This is a genomic window from Streptomyces fumanus, from assembly GCF_014655295.1.
Classification (GTDB): domain Bacteria; phylum Actinomycetota; class Actinomycetes; order Streptomycetales; family Streptomycetaceae; genus Streptomyces; species Streptomyces fumanus.
The window spans coordinates 212,293-234,250 of sequence record NZ_BNBI01000013.1; the positions used below are offsets into that span (position 1 = coordinate 212,293).

The following is a 21,958-nucleotide window of genomic DNA, read 5'->3' on the forward strand; positions in this document are numbered from 1 at the left end:
GATGCGATGCGGAGGGCGGCTCGGGCGACCGGTTCCCGCATACTTATCAGACCACTTGGCCCGGCGAACACCCCGCGAACGGCGGAATTCCGGGACGGCTCCGGCGGGGTGGTCCTACCAGTGGCGTGGCTAGACTGCGGCCACGGCAACGGGAGGAGCGGCATGGACGAGACCCTCGCCGGGACGGAGACCGGGACCGCTCCGCCGAAGGGCACGGTGACGCAGCACGCCATCGACCGGATCACGGCGATGATCGCCCAGGGCCTGCTGGAGCCCGGCCAGAAGCTGCCGACGGAACGCGACCTCGCGGCCCAACTGGGCATCTCCCGCAGCTCGATGCGCGAGGCGGTGCGCGCGCTGACCGTGCTGGGGGTGCTGGAGGCCCGGCACGGCTCGGGCATCTACGTGACCCGTCTGGAAGCCGGCGATCTGCTGGAGACCTTCGGGGTGGTGGCCGACCTGTCCCGGGGGCCGCGCCTGGTGGAGCTGCTGGAGGTGCGGCGGGTGCTGGAGTCCACGGCGACCGCGCTGGCCGCCGCCCGCATCACCCCGCAGGCGCTGGCCGGGGTGGAGCGGCACCTGTCGGCGATGGAGGCCACCGACGACCTGGAGGAGATCCTCGCCCACGACCTGGCCTTCCACCGGGAGATCGTGGCGGCGGCCGGGAACACCGCGATGGCCGCGATCCTGGACGGCCTGTCCTCGCGCACCTTCCGCGCCCGGGTCTGGCGCGGCTACCAGGAGCAGGGCGCCGTCGAGCGGACCCGGCGCGAGCACGCCGCGATCCACCGCGCGCTGGCCGCCCGGGACCCGGAGGCGGCCCGGGCGGCGGCCGCCGCGCACGTCGGCGAGGTCGAGGAGTGGCTGCGCGCCCGGCTCGCCGACTGACCCGCTCAGGCCCGCCGCAGCCGCAGGGTGGTCAACTGGAACGGCCGCAGCCGTAGGGCGATCCGGTCGCCGTCCAGCACGGGCGCAGGCTCCCCGTCGAGCGGGCGTTCCAGCAGGTCGGTGACGGTGACCCCAGCGACCGGGAAGCCCGCGGTGAGGGTGGCGCGGGCCCGGCCGCCGTGCGCCTCGTGGCAGCGGACCACCACGTCGCCGCTGCCGTCGTCGGCGAGCTTGACGGCGGTGACCACCACGGCGTCGTCGTCCACCGCGATCAGCGGCGCGACCTCCCCGGCGCCGGTGCGGGCCCGCTCGGGCAGGTTGATCCGCCAGCCCTCGGTGACCGCGTCGCCGATGGACGCGCCCGGGACCAGGGCGTGCCGGAAGCGGTGGACGCCCTGGTCGGTCTCGGGGTCGGGGAAGCGCGGGGCGCGCAGCAGGGACGCCCGGACGGTGGTGGTGGTGCCGCCGTCGGCGCGGACGGTACGGGTCACGTCGTGGCCGTAGGTGGCGTCGTTGACGACGGCGGCCCCCCAGCCGGGTTCCTCGGCGTGGACGAAGCGGTGGTTGCACGCCTCGAACCGGGCCGCCTCCCAGGAGGTGTTGGTGTGGGTGGGGCGGTGGACGTGGCCGAACTGGGTCTCGGACGCGTACCGCTCGGCGTGCAGGTCCAGGGGGAAGGCCAGCTTGAGGAACTTCTCCCGCTCGTGCCAGTCGACCTCGGTGTCGATCAGCAGCCGCCGCTCCCCCGGTGGCAGCGTCAGCACCTGGGTGACCCGGGACGCCCCGAAGGCGCGGACCACCCGCACCGAGGCGCCGTCCGGTCCGGCCGTGACCGACTCGGCGGCGGTGAGGTCGGTGCCGGTGTTGCGGTAGAAGGCGTCGACGTCCCAGGCGTCCCACTTGTTCGGCAGGTCGGGGTGCACCTGGAGCAGGTTGGCCGTCCCGCCGGGCGCGACCGTCTCGCGGTCGGCGCCGAGGTCGTACACGGACGGGACCAGTCCGCGGTCGTCGATCTCGACCCGGAGCAGCCCGTTGTCCAGCACCTGTCCGCCGCCGGGGCGCTCGGTGCGCCGGGTGCGGCCCTCCCGGACCGGGGTGCGGGCGCCGCCGGCCGGGACGCCGGCCCGCGCGTGGGGGGCGGCGTTGAAGACCAGCTCCCGGTCGCCGTCCCCGGCCAGGGCGCGCTGGGCCGCGTCGATGATCGCCTCCAGCTCCCCGGCGAGGCGGGCGTAGGTGGCGCGGGCCTCGCGGTGCACCCAGGCGATGGAGGAGCCGGGCAGGATGTCGTGGAACTGGTGCAGCAGCACCGTCTTCCAGATCCGGTCCAGTTCCTCGTAGGGGTAGCGGAATCCGGTGCGCACGGCGGCCGTGGCCGCCCACAGCTCGGCCTCGCGCAGGAGGTGCTCGCTGCGCCGGTTGCCCCGCTTGGTCCCGGCCTGGCTGGTGAGGGTGGCGCGGTGCAGTTCGAGGTACAGCTCGCCGACCCACACCGGTGCCTCGGGGTACTCGGCGGCGGCCTGCTCGAAGAAGGCGCGCGGGGTTTCCCAGGTGACGCGGGCGGAGCCTTCGAGGTCGCGCAGGCGGGCGGCCTTGGCGACCATCTCGCGGGTGGTGCCGCCGCCCCCGTCGCCCCAGCCGGTGGGGGCCAGGGAGTGCCGGGCGCGGCCCTTGTCGCGGAAGGTGCGGACCGCGTGGGCGAGTTCGGCGCCGTGCAGGGCGCAGTTGTAGGTGTCGACGGGCGGGAAGTGGGTGAGGACCCGGGTGCCGTCGATGCCCTCCCAGCGGAAGGTGTGGTGCGGGAAGGCGTTCGTCTGGGACCAGGAGATCTTCTGGGTGAGCAGGTACTTCGATCCGGCGGCCTGGATGATCTGCGGCAGCCCGGCGGCGAACCCGAAGGTGTCCGGCAGCCACACCTCCTCGTTCTCGACGCCGAACTCGTCGAGGAAGAACCGCTTGCCGTGCACGAACTGCCGGGCCATCGCCTCCGACCCGGGCATGTTGGTGTCCGACTCCACCCACATCCCGCCGGCCGGCACGAACCGGCCCTCGGCGACGGCCTGCTTCACCCGCGTCCACACCTCGGGCCGGTGGTCGCGCAGCCACGCCCACTGCTGGGCCTGGGACATGGCGAACACGAACTCCGGTTCCTCCTCGATCAGCGCGGTCATGCTCGCCGCGGTACGGGCGACCTTGCGCACGGTCTCGCGCAGCGGCCACAGCCAGGCGGAGTCGATGTGCGCGTGTCCGACCGCGCTGATCCGGTGGGCGGACGGCACGGCGGGCGCGGCGAGCACCCCGGCCAGCGCCGAACGGGCCCCGGCGGCCGTCGCGTTGACGTCCTGGAGGTCGAGGGCGTCCAGGGCCCGGTCCACCGCGCGCAGGATCTCCCAGCGGCGCTCCCCGCCGACGGGCAGCTCGGCCATCAGCTCGCCGAGCACCTCCAGGTCGAGGACGAGCCGCCACACGGTCTCGTCGAACACGGCGAGATCCATCCGGCCCAGCGTGTACTGGGGTGCGTCGCCCGCGGTCTCCGGGTCGCCGAGCGGTGTCGGCGCGAACGGCCGGGATCCGAAGATCACCGGGTTGGAGGCGGCCTCGATGTGCAGGCGGACCCGCTCGCCGCCCTCGGCGGGGGCGGCGATCCGTACCCACTGGTTGCGCGGGTTCAGGCCCTTCACCGGGGTGCCGTCGGGCCGGTAGACCAGGCCCTCGCACTGGAAGCCCGGCATGTTCTCGTCGAAGCCCAGGTCGAGGAGGGCCTCGACGGTGCGTCCGGCCCAGGCTTCGGGGACGGTGCCGGTGACCCGGAACCAGCTCGTGCCCCAGGGGGCGCCCCAGCGGGTGCCCACCGCGACGGGCTCGGGTCGGGCGGCCAGTCCCTCGGCGACCGGTACGGGCTCGCCGGGCGCGTGCCACACCGCCACGTCCAGCGGCACGGACCGCGGGTACACGGCGGGTCGGACGCGTTCGTCGAGGACGCGCTTGAGGCGGGCTTCGACCAGACGGCGGTCGTCATGCATACGGCTGCTCCCTGGGGGTGGGGGGACGGTGCCGACGAGGAGTACTGCTCCCCCGCCCGGGGCCGTTCGAACCGCGCGGGCGCCGCGCCCCGGCGGGGGCTCTCGACGGGAACCCCCTCCCCCGGGCACAGTTCTCCCAGCGTGCCCGCCCGTGGCCCGCGCCCGGAGAGGAGTCCGCCATGAGCGACTGGACCGGCCGGAGCGCCGTCGAGATCGCCGCCGCCGTCCGCGCGAAGCGGGCCGCGCCCCGGGAGGTCGTCGCCGCGCATCTGGCGCGGATCGCCCGGCTCGACGGCCGGATCGGCGCCTTCCGCACCGTCCGGGCCGAGGCGGCGCTCGCCGAGGCGGAGGAGCTGGGCGCCCGGGGCGACCTCGTTGAACTGCCGCTGGCGGGTGTGCCGGTGGCGGTCAAGGACAACCTGCCGGTGCGCGGCGAGGCCAGTCGCGCCGGCTCGGCGGCGACGCCGCAGACACCGGCCGCCGCCGACCACGTCACCGTGGCCAGGCTGCGGGCGGCGGGCGCGGTGGTGGTGGGGCTGACCAACGTGCCCGAGCTGTGCGCGTTCAACACCACCGAGAGCGTGTACGGCACCACCCGCAACCCCTGGGACCCGGCGCGCTCGGCGGGCGGCTCCTCGGGCGGCAGCGCCGCCGCGGTCGCCGCCGGGATGGTCCCGCTGGCGCTCGGCAACGACGCGATGGGCTCGCTGCGCATCCCCGCGGCCGTCTGCGGGCTGGTCACCGTCAAGCCGGGCCACGGGGTGGTGCCGGCCGGGATCGGCACCACCGGCTGGTACGGCCTGGCGGAGAACGGGCCGCTGGCCACCACGGTCGCCGACGCCCGGCTGCTGCTGTCGGTGCTCGCGGACACCGGTCCGGTACGCCCGGCCGACACCGGCGGCCTCCGGGTGGCCCTGTCGCTGCGCAGCCCGCTGGCCGGTATCCCGGTCGGCGGGGCGTACTCGGCGGCGGCCCGGGCGGCGGCCGAGGTGCTGATGCGCGCCGGTCTGCTGGTGCGGCGGGCCGACCCGCCCTACCCGGCGTCGCTGGGCGTCACCTCGCTGACCCACTGGACGGCGGGCGCCTCCTCCGACGCCCGGGACCTGGACCCGGGGCAACTGGCCCGGCGCACCCGCGTCCACACGGCCGTCGGGCGGCGCTTCGCCCCCCGGGTGGCCACCGGGGCGGCCCGGGAGCGGCTGCGCCGGCGCCTGGCGCCGTTCTTCGCCGCGTACGACGTCCTGCTCACCCCGGCGCTGGCCCGCCCCGCCCCTGCCGCGGCGCCCTGGCACGAGCGGGGCTGGCTGCGCAACCTGGCGGTCGACAGCGCCTTCTCGCCGTTCACGCCGCCGTGGAACCTGACCGGGCTGCCGGCGATGTCCGTGCCGTTCGGCACGCTGCCGTCGGGCGCCCCCTGCGCCGTACAGCTCGTGGGGCGGGCCGGGGCGGAGGCGGAGCTGCTGGCGGTGGCGGAGCGGATCGAGCGCCTGCGGCCCTGGCGGCGGACGGCCCCGCTGGACTGAGACCGGCCCGCGCCGGCCTGGCGGCCCGGCGCGCTGGTCAGGAGCGAGGGCCGCGGACGCTCACAGCGCCCGGTACATGATGTGCAGCCCGACCCGGCCGTGCCGGGGGTGTGCGAAGGCGTCCGGCACGGTGCCCAGCACGGTGAAGCCCAGGGAGGTCCACAGCCGCACCGCCGGGTTGGTCTCCACGACCGCGTTGAACACCATCCCCCGGTAGCCCTGGGCCTTGGCCTCGGCCAGCACGTGCTCGGCGAGGGCCCGGCCGGTGCCGCGGCCCGCGTGGCCGGGGTCGACCATGAAGCCCGCGTTGGCGATCCGCGCGGCGGGGCCGCCGTAGTTGGGGGTGAGGTAGGCGGAGGCGATGACGGTGCCGGAGCCGTCCTCGACGACGTAGACCCGCTTGGCCGGGTGCATCCACAGCGCCCGGGCGTCCTCCTCGGAGGTCGCCGGGTCCCAGGTGTACGTCTCGCCGGCGGCGACGACGCGGTGCCAGAACGGCCAGATGCGCGGCCAGTCGTCCGGCGTCGCTTCCCTGATCAGCATGGGTGTGAGTGTGCCACGCCCATGCCGACCCGGATCGTCGAGGGTGCCGGCGCGGTCAGTCCACGCTGGGCAGGATGTGGGGCTCGGCGAGGTCGTCCTCGTAGCCCGCGAGGCGGATGGGGGCGGACCGGGCCCACACGTCGAGGCTGCCGATCTCACCCGGCCGCCGGCCTGCCCGGTCCCTGCGTTCCTTGGGGCGTTGCTCGCGATTCGTCTTCTCCGGTGTCACCGCGCACTCCTTATGTGTCGGTCACCCTCGGGCCTCGCCGGTCGGTCTGCTGTCCGGCCCTGGACGCCCGCTCGGGTCTGGGTCAAAGCGTTCGGACGCGGTGGCGCCGGTCAGTGGAGGAAGCAGGCCGCTGTGCACCGGCTCGTCCCATGACGGACCGTGGGTGTGGGTAGGACCCGTACTGCTGTCCGTCCGATCCAGATTAACCAGATGAGCGGGGGTCCGCTCCATGGCACCGCAAACTCCGCGTAACCATTACGCTTCCTACGGCGCACAGTTGAGGCGGTTCGCCCCGGTTCATCGCGCTTTGCCCGGAGAGTGACTCACCCGTTCGGCCCACATCTCGGGCAACCATTCGAACGGACGTCGCGGTTCGCAACTCCCGTCCGGGCGGCACCGGCTGGCGCTCACCACTTGCCGGGGGCGTAGTCCTTGAGGAAGACACCGTACAGGTCCTCGCCCTGCTCGCCGCGGACCACCGGGTCGTACACCCGGGCCGCGCCGTCGACCAGGTCGAGCGGGGCGTGGAAGCCCTCCTCGGCCAGGCGCAGCTTGTCGAAGTGGGGCCGCTCGTCGGTGATCCAGCCGGTGTCGACGGAGGTCATCAGGATGCGGTCGGTCTCGAACATCTCCTGGGCGCTGGTCCGCGTCACCATGTTCATGGCCGCCTTGGCGGCGTTGGTGTTGGGGTGCCCCGCGCCCTTGTAGCCGCGGGCGAAGACCCCTTCCATCGCCGAGACGTTGACGACGTAGGCGCGGCCCGAGGCGGCCCGGCGCGCGGCCTCGGCCATGGCCGGGCGGAGCTTGCTGATCAGGATGAAGGGTGCCGTGTAGTTGCACAACTGGGTCTCCAGCAGCTCCACCGGGGAGATCTGCTCGATGGTCTGCACCCAGGTGTTGGAGTCCACCACGTCCGGGACCAGACCGCCCGCGTCGATGGCGGTGCCCTCGCGGTGCCGGTCCACGCTGGCGTTCCCGGCGACCAGCGCCAGGTCGGCGACCTGCTGGGCGTCCAGCCCGCTGATCCCGGCCGGCAGCGCGGCGAGGCCGTCGACCGAGCCGGAGCCGAAGGCGCCGATGACGTGGTGGGCGGGCAGCTCGCCGGCGGGCAGCGGGGCGCTCTCGCCCTCGACCAGGGCCGCGTACGCGGAGGGCAGCCGGCGTACGGTCTGGGTGGCGTTGTTGATCAGGATGTCCAGCGGGCCCTGCTCGGCGACCCGGTCGGCGAGCGCGACGGCCTGCGCGGGGTCGCGCAGGTCGATGCCGACGACCTCCAGGCGGTGCAGCCAGTCCCCGGAGTCGTCCATGGCCGTGAAGCGGCGGATGGCGTCCTTGGGGAACCGGGTGGTGATCGTGGTGTGGGCGCCGTCGCGCAGCAGCCGCAGCGCGATGTACATGCCGATCTTGGCCCGGCCGCCGGTGAGCAGCGCCCGCTTGCCGGTGAGGTCGGCGCGGGCGTCGCGGCGGGCCCGGTTCTCGGCGGCGCAGCGCGGGCAGAGCTGGTGGTAGAAGTAGTCGACCTCGACGTAGCGCTGCTTGCAGACGTAGCAGGACCGGGGGCGCTGGAGTATCCCCGCGATCGTGCCCTCCTCGGTGCGGGAGGAGGGCAGGATGCCCTCGGTCTCGTCGTCGATGCGCTCGGCGGAGCCGGTGGCGGTGGCCTCGGTGACCGCCTTGTCGTGGGCGGTCTTGGCGGCCCGGCGCTCCTGGCGGCGGCGCTGCTTGACCGTGCGGTAGATGTGCGAGGTGGCCCGGCGCACCAGGATCGCGTCGGGGTGGTCGACGTCGAGCCGGTCGAGTTCCTCCAGCACGCTGAGGCAGACCGCCAGCCTCTCGGGGTCGATGCCGGGGCCGTACGCCGAGGTCTCCGTCCCCTCGGTGGTCGCCGAGTCGTCCTGTGTCACCGTCATCGCCGCTGCCGTTCCCTGATCACCCGTCGCGGCGCTCCGACTCGCGTCCGCTTTCGAACGGCGGATTTTACGCGAGCGGGGGCGCCGGCCGCCAAACCGTCCGGTTCAGCGGCCGCAGACGGCCGTCAGCGCCGCCGCCTCCTCGGTCACCGCGGCGGCGAACCGGTCCAGGTCGGGGACGGCCCGGGCGTCCGCGACGAGCCCGTAGTGGACGCGGCCCCGGTAGGTGGAGACGGCCACGGCCAGGGAGTGGCCGCGGGCCAGCGGGGCGAGCGGGTAGACCTCGGCCAGCGGGTGGCCGCCGAGGCGCAGGCCGAGGCTGGGCAGCGGCACGCTGGTGACCAGGATGTCGAACCAGAGCCGGGCGGCCTGCCCGGCCAGCGGCCCGCCCAGCCGGTGGCCGAGCGCGGGGACGTGGTCGGCGAGCAGCGCGACGGCACCGGCGCCCCGGGCCGGTCCGGCGTCCTTGTTGCGGTCCATGGCGGTACGGACGCAGCCGAGGCGGGAGCGGGGGTCGGGGTCGCCGACGGGGAGCCGTATCAGGTAGCCGGAGAGCCGGTTGCCCTGCGGGTGGGCGGCGCGGGGGCGGCGCTGCGACACGGGGATCAGCGCCCGGGGCGCCAGGCCCTCGCTGCCGTCGCCGCGCTCGTCCAGCCAGCGGCGCAGGGCGCCCGCGACCACGGCGATCAGTACGTCGTTGACGGTGCCGCCCGCGGCCTTGCGGACGCGGTGCACGTCGTCCAGGTCCAGGGCGACGCCGGCGGTGCGGCGGGTGCCGGAGGGCTCGGCGGTGAGCGCCGGGCAGGACCGCGCGTCGAGGGTGGACAGGGCGACGGACGCGCCGATGTCCAGGGCGCGGCCCGCGTCCGCGAGGGCGCCGCGCACCCGGCCGGGCAGGGCGCGCAGGTCGGGCAGCGGGCCGCGGCGGGGCGGCTCGGGGCGGGGGCGGGGCGCGGGCAGGTCCGTCGGGTCCAGGACGGCGGCGGCCAGCCCGAGCGCCCGCAGCCCGTCGGCGAGCGCGTGGTGGAACTTGAACAGCACGGCGAAGGACGTCCCGTCCGCGCCGGGCAGCACATGGGCCTCCCAGGGCGGCCGGGCCCGGTCCAGCGGGCGCTGCATGAGCCGGCCGGCGACCGTGTGGAAGTCGCCGGCCGGGGCGTGCAGCCGGACGTGGTCGAGCGGGTCGAAGCCGGGGGCGGGCTCGCGGGCGGCGCCGCCGAAGGAGCGCGGCCCGGTCAGGGCGAGCGGCACCCGCCAGACGTCCCGGATGCGCATCCGCAGACCGGGCACGCCGGCCGCGCGGGCCGCCAGCAGGTCGACGGCGTGCGCGGCGGCGGTGGGCGAGCGGGCCGGGAACACGCCGAGCGCGGCGAGGTGCATGGGGTGCTCGGGGGTCTCGATGTTCCAGAACGCCAGATCGAGGGGAGCGAGCAGGTCTGCGGTCACGGGCTGGCCTCGCGTCGACGACGGATGGAGACGAATGGTGAGGAAGAGAGACGAATAGAGCTGGATGGAGACAAGCAGTCAATCGCTCTCCGACGATTACGGTCAAGTACGATCACGCTACGCTCAGTTAACAACGTGTGAAGTCCCGCCCCTGAGGAAGGGGCGGGACTCGTGGGGCGTGTGCGGTCACGTCACCCGGACGGCCGCGGGCCGACCGGGCTCAGGCGGCCGGGCACCCGGCGGGGACGGGCCGGGACGCGTCCCGGATCAGGGCCTCATGGGCGGCCCGCACGCGCGGGACGTCCGGCTTGAGGACCTTGCGGTCGTAGGTCGTCAGGCCGTTCAGCTCGCCCTCGACATCGCTGATCTGGGTGTAGACCGCGCCGTTGCTCCCCCGGCACACCAGGGCGCGCACCTCGGCCAGCTTGGCGAGGTAGTCGTCGGTGTAGGTCGCCGGGTCGACGTCGACGTACGACTGCTGCACCGACCAGGCGTGGCCGGGCACCGCCAGGCCGAGGCCGCCGTACTCGCCGCTGACCAGGGCCCGTTCGCCGTCCGGCCGGGGCGGCAGAGCGGGGCTCGGGTAGCCGTGCTCGTCCATGATGTCGCCCGCGTTGCCGTCGGCGCCGAGGTTCAGGCCCGACTGGTTGTTGACCAGCCGGGTCGGGTCCCAGCGCTTGGCCTGCTCGGCGATCCGGCCGATGTCGTACTGGCCCCAGCCCTCGTTGAAGGTGACCCACATGACGACCGAGGGGCTGCTGATGTGCTCGTCGATCATCTCCTTCATCTCGTGCTCGTACTGGGCGCGGGCGGCGGCCGACGGGCTGGTCCCGGCGTTCATCGCGGGCATGTCCTGCCAGACCAGCAGGCCCAGCCGGTCCGCCCAGTAGAACCAGCGGTCGGGTTCGACCTTGATGTGCTTGCGCACCGAGTTGAAGCCGAGCCGCTTGTGCAGCCTCAGGTCGTACGCGAGGGCCTCGTCGGTGGGCGCGGTGTGCAGGCCGTCCGGCCAGAAGCCCTGGTCGAGGGTGGCCATCAGGAAGACCGGCTCGCCGTTGAGGACCGTGCGGGGCACGCCGTCCACCTTCTCGACCGCGATGGACCGCATCCCGAAGTAGCTGCCGACGCGGTCGGCGCCGACGGTGACCTTCAGGTCGTACAGGAAGGGGTCGTCGGGCGACCACAGCCGCGGGTTCGCGATCCTCAGGGTGAGCGGGGAGCCGGTGCGGCCGGTGGCGGTGGCCACCTTGCGGTGTCCGGCGTACGCCGTCGCCGTGACCCGTACCCCGTCGCGCACGCCGCGCGGCTCGACGGTCAGGGTGGAGGCGTCGGTGTCCGGGGTGAGCTTCAGGGAGTCGACGTGGTCGCGGGCGACCGGTTCCATCCAGACGGTCTGCCAGATGCCGGAGCTGGGCGTGTACCAGATGCCGCTCGGGTCCAGGCGCTGCTTGCCCATCGGCGGGTTCTCGCCGCCGGCCGCGTCGGTCGGGTCGTAGACGCCGACGATCAGCTCCTGGGTGCGGCCGGGCTTGAGCGCGTCGGTGATGTCCGCGCCGAACTTGTCGTAACCGCCCTTGTGCTCGGCGACCTTGGTGCCGTTGACGTACACCTCGCTCTGCCAGTCGACCGCGCCGAAGTTGAGCTTCAGCCGCTGTCCGGAGCCGATGTGCCAGTTCTTGGGCACGGTGAAGGTGCGGCGGTACCACATGCGGTCCTCGTGCCGCTGGACGCCGGAGAGCTGGGACTCCACCGGGTACGGGACGAGGATGCGCTCGCCGAGGTCCTTGCCGACCGGCGGCCGCTCGCCCGCCTCGGCGGCGGCGAACTGCCAGCGGCCGTTGAGGTTGCGCCAGTCGGCGCGGGTGAGCTGGGGGCGCGGGTACTCGGGGTGGGCGTTGTCCGGCCCGACCTCGTCGGCCCACTCGGTGCGCAGCTCGTAGGTGGAGCGGTTGGGCCCGCTGGTCAGGAAGGCGCTGACAACGTTGCCTTCGGTGTCGGTGAGGCCGCCTTCGCCGTCGTAGCGGAGGTCGGCGGTGCCCCGGGCGGTGCCGGTCTTGTTGCCGACGACGGGTTCGGCGAGGCCCACCAGCAGGGCGGCGGGGTCGGCCGGGTCCCGCCGGACGGTGCCCAGCGGCCACCGGGCGCCGCCGATCACCGCGTCGAGGTGGTCGGCGAGACCGGCCGGGGGTACGGCGAGCGGCTGGGCGAAGTCGAGCTTGAGGGTGCGGCCGGTGGGGAGGACCGTGGCGGCGGTGGGGCCGTTGTAGTCGAAGCCGTCGGGGAGCCGGAACGCCGACCGGGGGACGGCCTCCTTGGCGCCGCCGGGCTCGGTCCAGCGCAGATGGAGGTTGGAGCCGCCGTAGTGCTCGAAGTACTCCATCTTGAAGTCGTACGGCCGGCCGGCCGTCAGCTCGATCGGCTCGGCGGTCTGCTCCCGGTCCCAGTCGTCGACCCAGTGGTCGATGGCGAGCTTGCCGTCGACCCAGAGCCGGAAGCCGTTGTCGGCGGAGACCGAGAAGGTGTGGGCGCCGGTCCGCTCCGGCACCAGCTTGCCGGTCCAGCGGACGCTGACGTCGTCCGACTGCCCGGTGGTGAAGTTCAGGCGCGGCTCCAGGTTGTCGAAGTCCAGTTGCGGGTCGAAGGCGGTGGCCTTCAGCTCGTGGAAGTCGAAGGCGCCGGGGGCGGACTGGGTGTAGTACTCGCCCTTGAGGCCGTGGACCTCGGCGGCGGTGCCGTCGGCGCCCGCGGCGGGCACGGCGGTGAGTCCCGCGGTGCCGAGCGCGGCGGCGAGCAGCAGCGCGAAGCGGTCTCTGAGTCGTCTGATGCGCACGGACCCTCTCCTTGAGGACGGGGGGTGGCTGGTGGCTCAGGGTTCTGCGGTCGGTGTCCTGCGTGCCGCTGTCACACCGAGGCTCTATTACATCGATGTAACAGCAGCATGCATGACAACACGGATTCCGCTTCGCGTCCAGGGACATGACAACAACCCCAGGGGCCACCGCCCCGGACCCGCTAGGGCACCCGCTGGCCCTTGCCGAGCGCGATCACGCCGCCCTTGGAGACGGTGTACAGCTCCGCGTCCCGTTCGGGGTTGACGCCGATGGTCGCGCCCGGCGGCACCTGGACGTTCTTGTCCAGCACCGCGCCGCGCACCACCGCGCCCCGCCCGATGTGCACGTTGTCGTGCAGCACCGACCCCTGCACCACCGCCCCCGGGTCGACCACCACCCCGGGTGACAGCACGGACCGGGTGACCTGGCCGCGGATCAGGCACCCGGCGCTGACGATCGACTCGCTGGCGATGCCGCCCGCGTTGAACCGGGCCGGCGACAACTGCCCGGAGTGGGTGTATATCGGCCACTGCCGGTTGTAGAGGTTGAACGCCGGGCGCTCGGCGATCAGGTCCATGTGGGCGTCGTAGTAGGCGTCCAGGGTGCCCACGTCCCGCCAGTAGCCCTGGTCGCGGGTGGTCTCGCCGGGCACGTGGTTGTCGCTGAAGTCGTACAGCGCGGCCTCGCCCCGCTCGGTGAGCTGGGGCAGGATCGACCCGCCCATGTCGTGCACCGAGTGTTCGTCCTCGGCGTCCCGGTGCAGCGCCTCGATCAGGGCCTTGGTGGTGAACAGGTAGTTGCCCATCGAGGCGAAGACGCACTCGGGGTCGTCGGCGAGGCCGGGCGAGTCGGCGGGCTTCTCCAGGAAGCTCTGCACCGTCTGCCCGTCGGAGCCCGGCGTGATCACCCCGAACGAGGCGGACTCGGCGCGCGGCACCCGGATCCCGGCGACGGTCACGCCCGCGCCGGACTCGATGTGCTGGGCGAGCATCTGCCGCGGGTCCATCCGGTACACGTGGTCGGCGCCGAACACGGCGACGTACTCGGGCTGTTCGTCGTGGACCAGGTTGAGCGACTGCAGGATCGCGTCGGCGCTGCCCAGGTACCAGCGCGGGCCGAGCCGCTGCTGGGCGGGGACCGGGGTGACGTAGTTGCCGAGCAGGCTGGACATCCGCCAGGTGGTGGTGATGTGCCGGTCCAGCGAGTGCGACTTGTACTGCGTGAGGACGCAGACCCGCAGGATGTCGCCGTTGACCAGGTTGGACAGCACGAAGTCGACGAGCCGGTAGGTGCCACCGAAGGTGACCGCGGGTTTGGCCCGGTCCGCGGTCAGGGGCATCAGTCGCTTGCCCTCCCCTCCCGCCAGGACGATGCCCAGCACCGAAGGACCTCCACGACGCATGGCCACTCCCCTCCACCCTCGCTGTGGCCCATGACTGCCCGTGGGCCCGACCGCCTAAGCCTGTTCCAGGACTTCCTCGTAGAGCCGGACCGTGCGGCGGGCCACCGCGTCCCAGCCGAACTCGTCCACCGCGCGCTCCCGTCCGGCCCCGCCCATCCGGCGGGCGGTCGCGGGATCGCCGATGACCGAGTCCAGGGCCCGGGCGAGGCCCGCCTCGAAGTCGTCGTCCACATCGACGAGTACCCCGGTTTCGCCGTCCGCCACGACTTCCGGGATACCTCCGGTGCGGGAGGCCACGACGGGCGTGCCGCAGGCCATCGCCTCCAGGTTGACGATGCCCAGCGGTTCGTAGACCGAGGGGCAGACGAACACGGCGGCGTGGGTGAGGAGTTGGATGACCTCCGGGCGCGGCAGCATCTGCGGGATCCAGTGCACGCCCGCGCGGACCCGGCTCAGCTCCTGGTACAGCTCCCGGAACTCCCGGTCGATCTCCGGGGTGTCGGGCGCCCCGGCGCAGAGCACCACCTGCGCGGCCGGGTCGATGTCCCGTACCGCGCGCAGCAGATGGGGCACGCCCTTCTGCCGGGTGATCCGGCCGACGAACAGCACGTACGGGCGGGAGCGGTCCAGGCCGATCCGGTCCAGGGCGTCGGTGGCGGGGTCGGGGCGGTACAGGCGGGTGTCGATGCCGTTGTGCACGACGTGCACCCGGTCCTTCTCCAGCCCCGGGTAGCAGGCGAGGATGTCCTCGCGCATCGCGCCGGAGACGGCGACCACCGCGTCGGCGGACTCGATCGCGGTGCGCTCGGCCCAGCTCGACAGGGCGTAGCCGCCGCCGAGTTGCTCGGCCTTCCACGGGCGCAGCGGCTCCAGGGAGTGCGCGGTCATGACGTGCGGCACGCCGTGCAGCAGCTTGGCGAGGTGGCCGCCGAGGTTGGCGTACCAGGTGTGGGAGTGCACCAGGTCGCGGCCGGCCAGGGCGGCGGCCATGGCGAGGTCCACGGAGAAGGTGCGCAGCGCGTCGTTGGCGCCGTCCAGGCCGGACCAGGGGCGGTGGCGCAGGACGCCGGGGGCGTCGGCGCCGGACGCCTCGCCCCAGCAGTGCACGTCCAGGTCGACCAGCGCGGCGAGTTCCCGCGCGAGGAACTCGACATGGACACCGGCACCGCCGTAGACGTCCGGCGGGTACTCCCGGGTCAGCAGGCCCACACGCACCCGGAACCTCCCGTTCTCGGCGACTGGTCCGACCATGGTCACCCAGATGGGGCCGGTGGGGAAGAGCGCGGGCGCGGTGGCCGGTGTGGGCTCCGCCGCCGGGGGGCGGTCCGGCGGCGCCCACCCTGGGGAGGACGGCGGCCCCGGCGTACTCCATCGGCAGTAGGAGCCAATGCGTGCTCAGGGCTGACGACGGGAAGCCTCCGGCGCGGCAGGGTGTTGGACATGGAAGCCGACCGTACGCCGCGCCGGGCCGGGCCCACCGGGCCGGGCTCCCGCCTCACGCAGAGGAACAGCCGATGAGCGCCCTCGCGTTGTCCGTGGTGCTCTGCCTGGTGTCCGCCGTCGCGTACGCCGGTGGCGCGATCGTGCAGGAGCAGGTCGCGGTCTCCTCTCCCGACCGGCAGTACGCGCCGCTGCGCCGGCCGAGCTGGTGGGCGGCGGTCGCGCTCAACGGACTGGGCGGCCTGCTGCACGTGGTGGCGCTCGCCTACGGCCCGCTCAGCCTGGTGCAGCCGCTGGGCGCGCTGACCATCGTGTTCGCCCTGCCGATGGCCGCGGTGTTCGTCGGCCGCCGGGCCGGTGCCACGGCCTGGCGGGGCGCCATCATGGCCACGGTCGGTCTCGCGGGCCTGCTCTCGCTGGTCGGCTCGGCCGGCTCGCACTCCCTGACCACCCCCCAGCGCTGGGGGGTGGCGCTGGTGACCGGGGCGGTGGTCGTGGCGCTGATGGTGGCCGGCCGGGCCGCGCACCGGCATCCGGCGGCCCGCAGCATGCTGCTCGCCACCGCCTCCGGCATCGCCTTCGGGATGTCCTCGGTCTTCACCAAGACCGTCGCCGTCGACTGGACCGGCGGCGTCTCCGCCGGGGACCTGCCCTCCCTCGCCGTGATCGGCGTGCTCGCCACGGCGGGCATGCTGCTCTCCCAGGCGTCCTACCGGGGCGCGGGCCTGGCCGCCCCGCTGGCCACGCTCACGGTGGTCAACCCGGTGGTGGCCGCGGCGGTCGGCATCACGATGTTCGGCGAGACCTTCCGCTACGGCACCGCCGGCACGGCGCTCGCGCTGGGCTGCGGGGTGGTGGCGGCCGGTGGCCTGATCCTGCTCACGACGGAGCGGATCGCGCGTACGGCGGCGGAGGCGGAGGCCGAAGCAGAGGCGGGGGCAGAGGCGGAGGCGGAAACCGAGAGCCGGGTGCCGACGCCGGGGTCGGGGGCGGGGCCCAGGTCGGAGTCGGGATCGGGGTCGCGGTCGGGGTCGCGGTCGGGATCGGCCGGGCGGGTGCTCGTGCCCGCCCCGGCGGTGCCACGGCCGTCCGCGGCCGAGCCCGAGCCCGCGCCGGAGGAACCGGCCGGCGCGGGGGCGGTGCCGCTGTGCCCGTTCTACGCCGGTCCGTACGTCCTGTTCCCCGCGCCGGACCGGCGCGAACGGGTCAGATCCTGACCCCGCCGGCCCGGAGATAGGCCAGCGGGTCGATGTCCGTGCCGAAGCCGGGCCCCGTCCGCACCTCGAAGTGGAGGTGCGGGCCCGTGCTGTTCCCGGTGGACCCCGAGCGCCCTATGCGCTGCCCCGCGCTGACGTTCTGCCCCACCTTCACGGAGATCGCCGACAGGTGGGCGTACTGGGTGTAACGGCCGTCGGCGTGCCGGATGATCACCTGGTAGCCGTACGACCCCGCCCAGCCGGCGCTGACCACGCGGCCCGCGGCGACCGACTTCACCGACGTACCGGTGGGCACGGGGAAGTCGACGCCGGTGTGGTAGCCCTTCGACCAGGACGAACCGGCCTTGCGGTACGGCGTGCCGATGGCCGCGTCGACGGGGGCGACCATGGTGTGGCCGCCCGTCGCCTTGGTCCGGCTGTCGGACGCCTTGGTCCCCCTGTCGGACGCCTTGTTCTGCGGCGCGCCCTTCTGCTCGGCCTTGTCGCCCGCCTTCTTCTCGTTCCTCGGCTTGGCCTTGTCGCCGGACTCGTTCTGGTCCTTCTTCTCGTTCTTCTCCTTGGTCTTGCCGCCGGACTTCTTCTCGTCCTTCTTCTCGGCCTTGCCGCCGGGCTTCTTGTCGTCCTTGTTCCCGTCCTTGCCGCCGGCCTTGTTCCCGGGGGTCTTCGCGGACTTGCGGTCGGTGGAGCCGTTGGGCAGCGACAGTTTCTGGCCCGGGAAGATCAGGTCGGGGTCGTCGCCGATCTCCTGGCGGTTGGCGTCGTACAGCCTCGGCCAGCCGCCCCGGACCCGCCGCTCCTCGGCGATGCCGGACAGGGTGTCCCCGGAGACGACGGTGTACATCCGGGACCGTCCGGCCCGCGACTGCGGGGTGGTCTGCGGCCGCACATCGGCGGCCTTCCCGCCCGTACCGTTTCTGCTGTCCTCGTCGGCCTTCGGGGCCTGGTCCGACGACCCGACCGGGGTCTTCTTCTCTCCGCCGGCCGGCCGGATGTCGGGGGTGCCGCTGTCCCGGGTCAGTCCGGCGCGCTGTGAGCAGACCGGCCAGGCGCCGGGGCCCTGCCCGTCGAGCACCTTCTCGGCGATGGCGATCTGCTGTTCCTTGGTGGCCAGGTCGGCGCGCGGCGCGTACCGGGTGCCGCCGTACGCCTCCCACGTGGACTGCGTGAATTGCAGCCCGCCGTAGTAGCCGTTGCCGGTGTTGATGTCCCAGTCGCCGGTCGACTCGCAGGCGGCGACCCGGTCCCAGGTCTCCACGTCGGCGGCGTGGACGCTGCCGGTGCCGATGAGCGGGAGTGCCATGCCGGCGCCGCCGGCGGTGACGGTGAGTGAGGCCCGGTTGATCCTGTTCGGCTGATACCGGCGGTGCCGGCCGCGTACGGCCATGAACATCTCCCTCGACATGGCGTCAGGAGCGGCAAAAGTAAACGCCGCGAACTGGCCATGACAAGAGGGGTATCGGCCGCTCGTCCGTCCCAACTGGCGGAGACCCGGCGCGTGTTGGTCGGCGGAGGGCGTGCGGGAGGCGTGCGCGGTGAGCCGGTGTGCCCCTCGCGTCCGTATGTCCGGGCGAGCGGTGGCCGCCGGGGCCGGACGTGCGCCCGGGATCAGGGCACGTCAGGATGGCCGGGCGGGAACAAGACGGCGGGCCCCGCGGCTGTACGGAGATCACCGGATCACCGGGAGCACGGGATTCACCGGGAGCCACCGGGAACACCGGGATCACGGAGATCCCTGAGGTCACTGAGAGCACGACCATGAGGAGCCATCCCAATGAGCACTACAGCGCAGATCGGCGTCACGGGTCTCGCGGTCATGGGCCGCAACCTCGCCCGTAACTTCGCCCGCAACGGTTACACGGTCGCCCTGCACAACCGGACGGCGGCGCGGACGCGGGCGCTGGTGGAGGAGTTCGGCGACGAGGGCACGTTCGTCCCGGCGGAGAGCGCCGAGGAGTTCGTGGCGGCCCTGGAGCGCCCCCGGCGCCTGGTCGTGATGGTGAAGGCCGGTGACCCGACCGACGCGGTGATCAAGGAGTTCGCGCCGCTCCTGGAGCCCGGCGACATGATCATCGACGGTGGCAACGCGCACTTCGCGGACACCCGGCGCCGCGAGCGCGAGCTGCGGGAACAGGGCATCCACTTCGTCGGCATGGGCGTCTCGGGCGGCGAGGAGGGCGCGCTCAACGGCCCGAGCATCATGCCGGGCGGCCCGAAGGAGTCGTACGACTCGCTCGGCCCGATGCTGGAGAGGATCTCCGCGAAGGCGGCGGACGGCACCCCCTGTGTGACCCATGTCGGTCCGGACGGCGCCGGGCACTTCGTGAAGATGGTGCACAACGGCATCGAGTACGCCGACATGCAGCTCATCGGCGAGGCGTACCAGTTGCTGCGGGACGTCGCCGGGTACTCCCCGGACCGGATCGCGGAGATCTTCCGCACCTGGAACACGGGCCGGCTCGACTCCTACCTGATCGAGATCACCGCGGAGGTCCTCTCCCACGTGGACGCGGCGACCGGCAGGCCGTTCGTCGACGTGGTGGTCGACCAGGCGGAGCAGAAGGGCACCGGCCGCTGGACCGTGCAGATCGCCCTCGACCTGGGCGTGCCGGTCTCCGGGATCGCGGAGGCGGTCTTCGCCCGCTCCCTGTCCGGTCACGCGGCGCTGCGCGAGGCGTCCCGCTCGCTGGCGGGGCCGAAGCCGTCGCCGCTGCCTCAGTCCGAGGCGGCGGCTTTCGCGGACCGGGTGGAGCAGGCGCTGTACGCGTCGAAGATCGTGTCGTACACGCAGGGCTTCCACGAGATCGCCGCGGGCAGCGAGGAGTACGGCTGGGACATCGACCTGGGCGCGGTCTCGGCGATCTGGCGGGGCGGCTGCATCATCCGGGCGGCCTTCCTGGACCGCATCCGCGCCGCGTACGACGCCCGGCCGGACCTGCCGAGCCTGCTGTCGGACGAGACGTTCGCGCGGGAGATCGCCGAGGCGCAGGACGACTGGCGCGAGGTGCTGGTGGCGGCGACCCGGCAGGGCGTGCCGACGCCCGGCTTCGCGGCGGCCCTCGCCTACTACGACGCGCTGCGGGCCGAACGCCTGCCCGCGGCCCTCACCCAGGGCCAGCGGGACTTCTTCGGCGCCCACACCTACCGGCGCACGGACCGCGACGGTTCCTTCCACACCCTGTGGGGCGGGGACCGAACGGAGGAGACGGCGTAACGGCGCGAGCGGGCCGCGCTCGCGGGGCACGCGGTGACCCGGGTGCCCCCCCGGTGCGCGCGGTTCGGCGCCGGCGCGGCTCAGCCCAGCGGCGGCCGCAGTGATCCGCGTGCCCCCGGAGCGCGCGGCTCCGGCGCTCGCGCCGCTCAGCTCAGCGGCGGCCCCGGCTCGGGATTCGGCACGGGTTCCGGACCCGGCGGGATCGGTGAGGGCGACGGCTCGGGCGGGCCGGGCGGCGGGGGCGACGGGGTCGGCACGGGGCCCGGCGGCTGGGGGCCCGGTCCCGGCGGCTGCGGGGTCGGCTCCGGGTCCGGGCCGGGGGGCGCCGGGGTCGGGTCCGGTCCCGGCGGGGTGGGTTCCGGTCCCGGTCCCGGTGGGGGCGGGGTCGGGGTCGGCCCCGGGGTGGGGGCCGGCGGTACGGGGTCCGGGTACGGGTTCGTCATGGCGGCTGTCCTCCGGCCAGTAGCTCGACATCGGCTCTGGACTACTCCCCCGCCTACCCGGGGCCCGCGCCGGCACTCACTCCCCCGCGCGAACGGAACGGCCCCAGGTGGACGCGTACGGAGGACCTCCGTCGTAACCCGGGGGTGCGCCTTCGGAACCGGCCGGGGTGCGCCCTCAGAACCGGCCGGGGTGCGCCCTCAGAACCGGCCGGGGTGCCCCTTCAGCCACTCCTTCGCGGCGCGCAGCAGCTCCGGGTCGGCGGCGGGTGCCTCGTCGGTGTGGCGGGCAGCCCACTTGACGACGTACGGGCACAGCGGCGCGACGGGGACGCCCTCGCGGCCCGCGAGGACGTACAGCTCACGGGCCAGCGAACCGGCGATGCCCTGTCCCTCGTACGCCGGTTCGACGATGGTGTGCACCGGGACGAGGGCACGCTCGGGGGCGTCCAGGACGAAGTACTCGATGCGGCCGGCGATCTCGCCGCCGGCCACCGCCTCCAGGCGGCCCGCCGACCGGTCGTCGCGGATCTCGATGTCGGTCACGGGCACGCTCCTCGTCCTGGCGGCGTCAGGCCGATACGGCCTGCGGGCTGCGCTGCTGGTCCGAGCCCGGAACCGGCTCGGAGGGGTCCGCACCCAGGGCGACGACGCGGTTGTCGCGGTCCACATGCACGACCCGCGGCTTCAGCGACCGCGCCTCGGCGTCGGTGACCTGAGCGTAACTGATGATGATCACCAGATCGCCGGGGCGCACCAGATGGGCCGCGGCCCCGTTGATCCCGACGACCCCGGACCCCCGCTCCCCCTCGATGACGTACGTCTCCAGCCGCGCCCCGTTGGTGATGTCGACGATGTGCACCAGTTCCCCGGGCAGCAGATCGGCGGCGTCCAGCAGGTCGGCGTCGATGGTCACGGAACCGACGTAGTGCAGGTCGGCCTGGGTGACGGTGGCGCGGTGGATCTTGGACTTGAACATGGTCCGCAGCATCGGGCACTCCCACATATAGGCTCCCTGCCTGCGTTTTTGCAGGTCAAGGGCTGTACGTACAGCCTACAACGAGTCGTACGTCCGGGTGGCTGTCCCCAGCTTTTTCAGTACTCCGGCAACAGCGCCAGAACGGCGACGGCCGTCGCGCACGTGAGCAGGAAGCCGGCCAGCAGACGGCGCCGCAGCGTGCGGTAGCGCTCCTCGTACTCGGCCCGCAACTGTCCGGCCCGCTCCGCCGTGCGCTGCCAGGAGGTGCGGGACAGGGCGAGGTACCCGGCCTCGAAGCGGTCCTCGATCTCTTTGCGCTGCCACTCGGTGAGCCAGTCGAAGGGGGCGGTGAAACGGCGGGCCGCCGACCGGCCCTCCGCGCGTGCCGCGGCGACGAGCAGATGTCCCTCGATCTCGTCCAGCAGCGTCCGCACGGCCGCCGGGCGCTCCTGTTCGCCGCTCACCGGTCGACCAGCTCCCGCTCGTGCGCCGCGGTGCCGGGGTGGTGCAGGTCGAACGCCGGGGATTCGGAACGGATTCGCGGCAGGGTGAGGAAGTTGTGCCGCGGGGGCGGGCAGGAGGTCGCCCACTCCAGCGAACGGCCGTAGCCCCACGGGTCGTCGACCTCGACCTCCTTGCCGTACTTGGCGGTCTTCCAGACGTTGTAGAAGAACGGCAGGAACGACAGGCCGAGCACGAACGAGAAGATGCTCGACACCGTGTTCAGGGCCGTGAGGCCCTCCACCGCCAGATAGTCGGGGATCCGCCGCTGCATCCCGTTCGCGCCCAGCCAGTGCTGGACCAGGAAGGTGCCGTGGAAGCCGATGAACAGCGTCCAGAACGTGATCTTGCCGAGCCGCTCGTCGAGCATCTTGCCGG

At 73.6% G+C, this 21,958-nt stretch carries 17 protein-coding genes; 4 read left to right on the top strand and 13 right to left on the bottom strand.

Features of this window, described 5'->3' with window-relative positions; translation table 11 throughout:
• Nucleotides 1-162: 162 nt before the first annotated feature.
• Nucleotides 163-888 carry a FadR/GntR family transcriptional regulator gene (locus IE316_RS27780; protein WP_190207247.1) on the top strand — a complete coding sequence of 242 codons (726 nt, stop codon included), beginning with the start codon at nt 163-165 and terminating at the stop codon, nt 886-888.
• A 5-nt stretch (nt 889-893) separates the two neighbouring features.
• On the opposite strand, the gene IE316_RS27785 is transcribed toward IE316_RS27780, so the two are convergent.
• Nucleotides 894-3,908 carry an alpha-mannosidase gene (locus IE316_RS27785; protein ID WP_190207248.1) on the bottom strand — a complete coding sequence of 1,005 codons (3,015 nt, stop codon included), beginning with the start codon at nt 3,906-3,908 and terminating at the stop codon, nt 894-896.
• A 179-nt stretch (nt 3,909-4,087) separates the two neighbouring features.
• Here IE316_RS27785 and IE316_RS27790 point away from each other — a divergent pair, with 179 nt between their 5' ends.
• Nucleotides 4,088-5,431: an amidase gene (locus IE316_RS27790; protein WP_190207249.1), complete on the top strand. Its 1,344-nt coding sequence runs from the start codon at nt 4,088-4,090 to the stop codon at nt 5,429-5,431.
• A gap of 60 nt (nt 5,432-5,491) precedes the next feature.
• Here the strand turns inward: IE316_RS27790 and IE316_RS27795 are convergent, their stop codons facing one another.
• The 7 genes from IE316_RS27795 to glgA form a co-directional block, all read right to left on the bottom strand.
• Complete coding sequence (locus IE316_RS27795) at nt 5,492-5,974, bottom strand: GNAT family N-acetyltransferase (RefSeq protein WP_190207250.1); 483 nt, start codon at nt 5,972-5,974, stop codon at nt 5,492-5,494.
• A gap of 55 nt (nt 5,975-6,029) precedes the next feature.
• Complete coding sequence (locus IE316_RS27800; protein ID WP_190207251.1) at nt 6,030-6,203, bottom strand: hypothetical protein; 174 nt, start codon at nt 6,201-6,203, stop codon at nt 6,030-6,032.
• 407 nt (nt 6,204-6,610) lie between these two features.
• The gene (locus IE316_RS27805) at nt 6,611-8,113 is read right to left on the bottom strand and encodes an SDR family NAD(P)-dependent oxidoreductase (protein ID WP_190207252.1); all 1,503 of its coding nucleotides are present in this window, start codon (nt 8,111-8,113) and stop codon (nt 6,611-6,613) included.
• Nucleotides 8,114-8,218: 105 nt separating this feature from the next.
• On the bottom strand, nt 8,219-9,559 hold the full coding sequence (locus IE316_RS27810) for a wax ester/triacylglycerol synthase family O-acyltransferase (RefSeq protein ID WP_190207253.1): 1,341 nt from the start codon (nt 9,557-9,559) through the stop codon (nt 8,219-8,221).
• A 220-nt stretch (nt 9,560-9,779) separates the two neighbouring features.
• Entirely contained in the window at nt 9,780-12,389 is a 2,610-nt protein-coding gene (locus tag IE316_RS27815; protein ID WP_190207254.1) for a PA14 domain-containing protein, read from the bottom strand.
• Nucleotides 12,390-12,571: 182 nt separating this feature from the next.
• Nucleotides 12,572-13,792 (bottom strand): glucose-1-phosphate adenylyltransferase, encoded by a 1,221-nt coding sequence (glgC, locus tag IE316_RS27820; RefSeq protein ID WP_190207255.1) that lies wholly within the window; start codon nt 13,790-13,792, stop codon nt 12,572-12,574.
• A 54-nt stretch (nt 13,793-13,846) separates the two neighbouring features.
• Nucleotides 13,847-15,007 (bottom strand): glycogen synthase, encoded by a 1,161-nt coding sequence (gene glgA / locus IE316_RS27825; protein WP_190207256.1) that lies wholly within the window; start codon nt 15,005-15,007, stop codon nt 13,847-13,849.
• A 299-nt stretch (nt 15,008-15,306) separates the two neighbouring features.
• Between glgA and IE316_RS27830 the strand changes: the two genes are divergently transcribed.
• Nucleotides 15,307-16,449, top strand: coding sequence for a DMT family transporter (locus IE316_RS27830; RefSeq protein WP_190207257.1), 1,143 nt, complete (start codon nt 15,307-15,309; stop codon nt 16,447-16,449).
• Here IE316_RS27830 and IE316_RS27835 read toward each other — a convergent pair.
• The gene (locus tag IE316_RS27835; RefSeq protein ID WP_190207258.1) at nt 16,439-17,833 is read right to left on the bottom strand and encodes a transglycosylase family protein; all 1,395 of its coding nucleotides are present in this window, start codon (nt 17,831-17,833) and stop codon (nt 16,439-16,441) included. The genes IE316_RS27830 and IE316_RS27835 overlap by 11 nt on opposite strands.
• A 387-nt stretch (nt 17,834-18,220) precedes the next feature.
• Here IE316_RS27835 and gnd point away from each other — a divergent pair, with 387 nt between their 5' ends.
• A complete protein-coding gene (gene gnd / locus IE316_RS27840; protein ID WP_190207259.1) occupies nt 18,221-19,660 on the top strand; it encodes an NADP-dependent phosphogluconate dehydrogenase in 1,440 nt (479 codons plus the stop codon).
• Between the two features lie 641 nt (nt 19,661-20,301).
• On the opposite strand, the gene IE316_RS27845 is transcribed toward gnd, so the two are convergent.
• From IE316_RS27845 to IE316_RS27860, 4 genes are all read right to left on the bottom strand, one after another.
• Nucleotides 20,302-20,646, bottom strand: a complete 345-nt coding sequence (locus IE316_RS27845) for a GNAT family N-acetyltransferase (protein WP_190207260.1) — start codon at nt 20,644-20,646, stop codon at nt 20,302-20,304.
• A 25-nt stretch (nt 20,647-20,671) separates the two neighbouring features.
• Nucleotides 20,672-21,091, bottom strand: coding sequence for an aspartate 1-decarboxylase (gene panD, locus IE316_RS27850; RefSeq protein WP_190207261.1), 420 nt, complete (start codon nt 21,089-21,091; stop codon nt 20,672-20,674).
• Nucleotides 21,092-21,195: 104 nt separating this feature from the next.
• Entirely contained in the window at nt 21,196-21,543 is a 348-nt protein-coding gene (locus IE316_RS27855) for a hypothetical protein (RefSeq protein ID WP_229910573.1), read from the bottom strand.
• The coding region (locus IE316_RS27860; RefSeq protein WP_190207262.1) for a cbb3-type cytochrome c oxidase subunit I at nt 21,540-21,958 on the bottom strand (419 nt) is incomplete at its 5' end. The genes IE316_RS27855 and IE316_RS27860, both read right to left, overlap by 4 nt.

Coding starts and splice junctions, on each gene's coding strand:
- IE316_RS27835 (WP_190207258.1), bottom strand. CDS start 17,833: ATGGCCGTACGCGGCCGGCACCGCCGGTATCAGCCGAACAGGATCAAC.
- gnd (WP_190207259.1), top strand. CDS start 18,221: ATGAGCACTACAGCGCAGATCGGCGTCACGGGTCTCGCGGTCATGGGC.
- IE316_RS27830 (WP_190207257.1), top strand. CDS start 15,307: ATGAGCGCCCTCGCGTTGTCCGTGGTGCTCTGCCTGGTGTCCGCCGTC.
- IE316_RS27785 (WP_190207248.1), bottom strand. CDS start 3,908: ATGCATGACGACCGCCGTCTGGTCGAAGCCCGCCTCAAGCGCGTCCTC.
- IE316_RS27790 (WP_190207249.1), top strand. CDS start 4,088: ATGAGCGACTGGACCGGCCGGAGCGCCGTCGAGATCGCCGCCGCCGTC.
- IE316_RS27795 (WP_190207250.1), bottom strand. CDS start 5,974: ATGCTGATCAGGGAAGCGACGCCGGACGACTGGCCGCGCATCTGGCCG.
- IE316_RS27805 (WP_190207252.1), bottom strand. CDS start 8,113: ATGACGGTGACACAGGACGACTCGGCGACCACCGAGGGGACGGAGACC.
- glgC (WP_190207255.1), bottom strand. CDS start 13,792: ATGCGTCGTGGAGGTCCTTCGGTGCTGGGCATCGTCCTGGCGGGAGGG.
- IE316_RS27780 (WP_190207247.1), top strand. CDS start 163: ATGGACGAGACCCTCGCCGGGACGGAGACCGGGACCGCTCCGCCGAAG.
- panD (WP_190207261.1), bottom strand. CDS start 21,091: ATGCTGCGGACCATGTTCAAGTCCAAGATCCACCGCGCCACCGTCACC.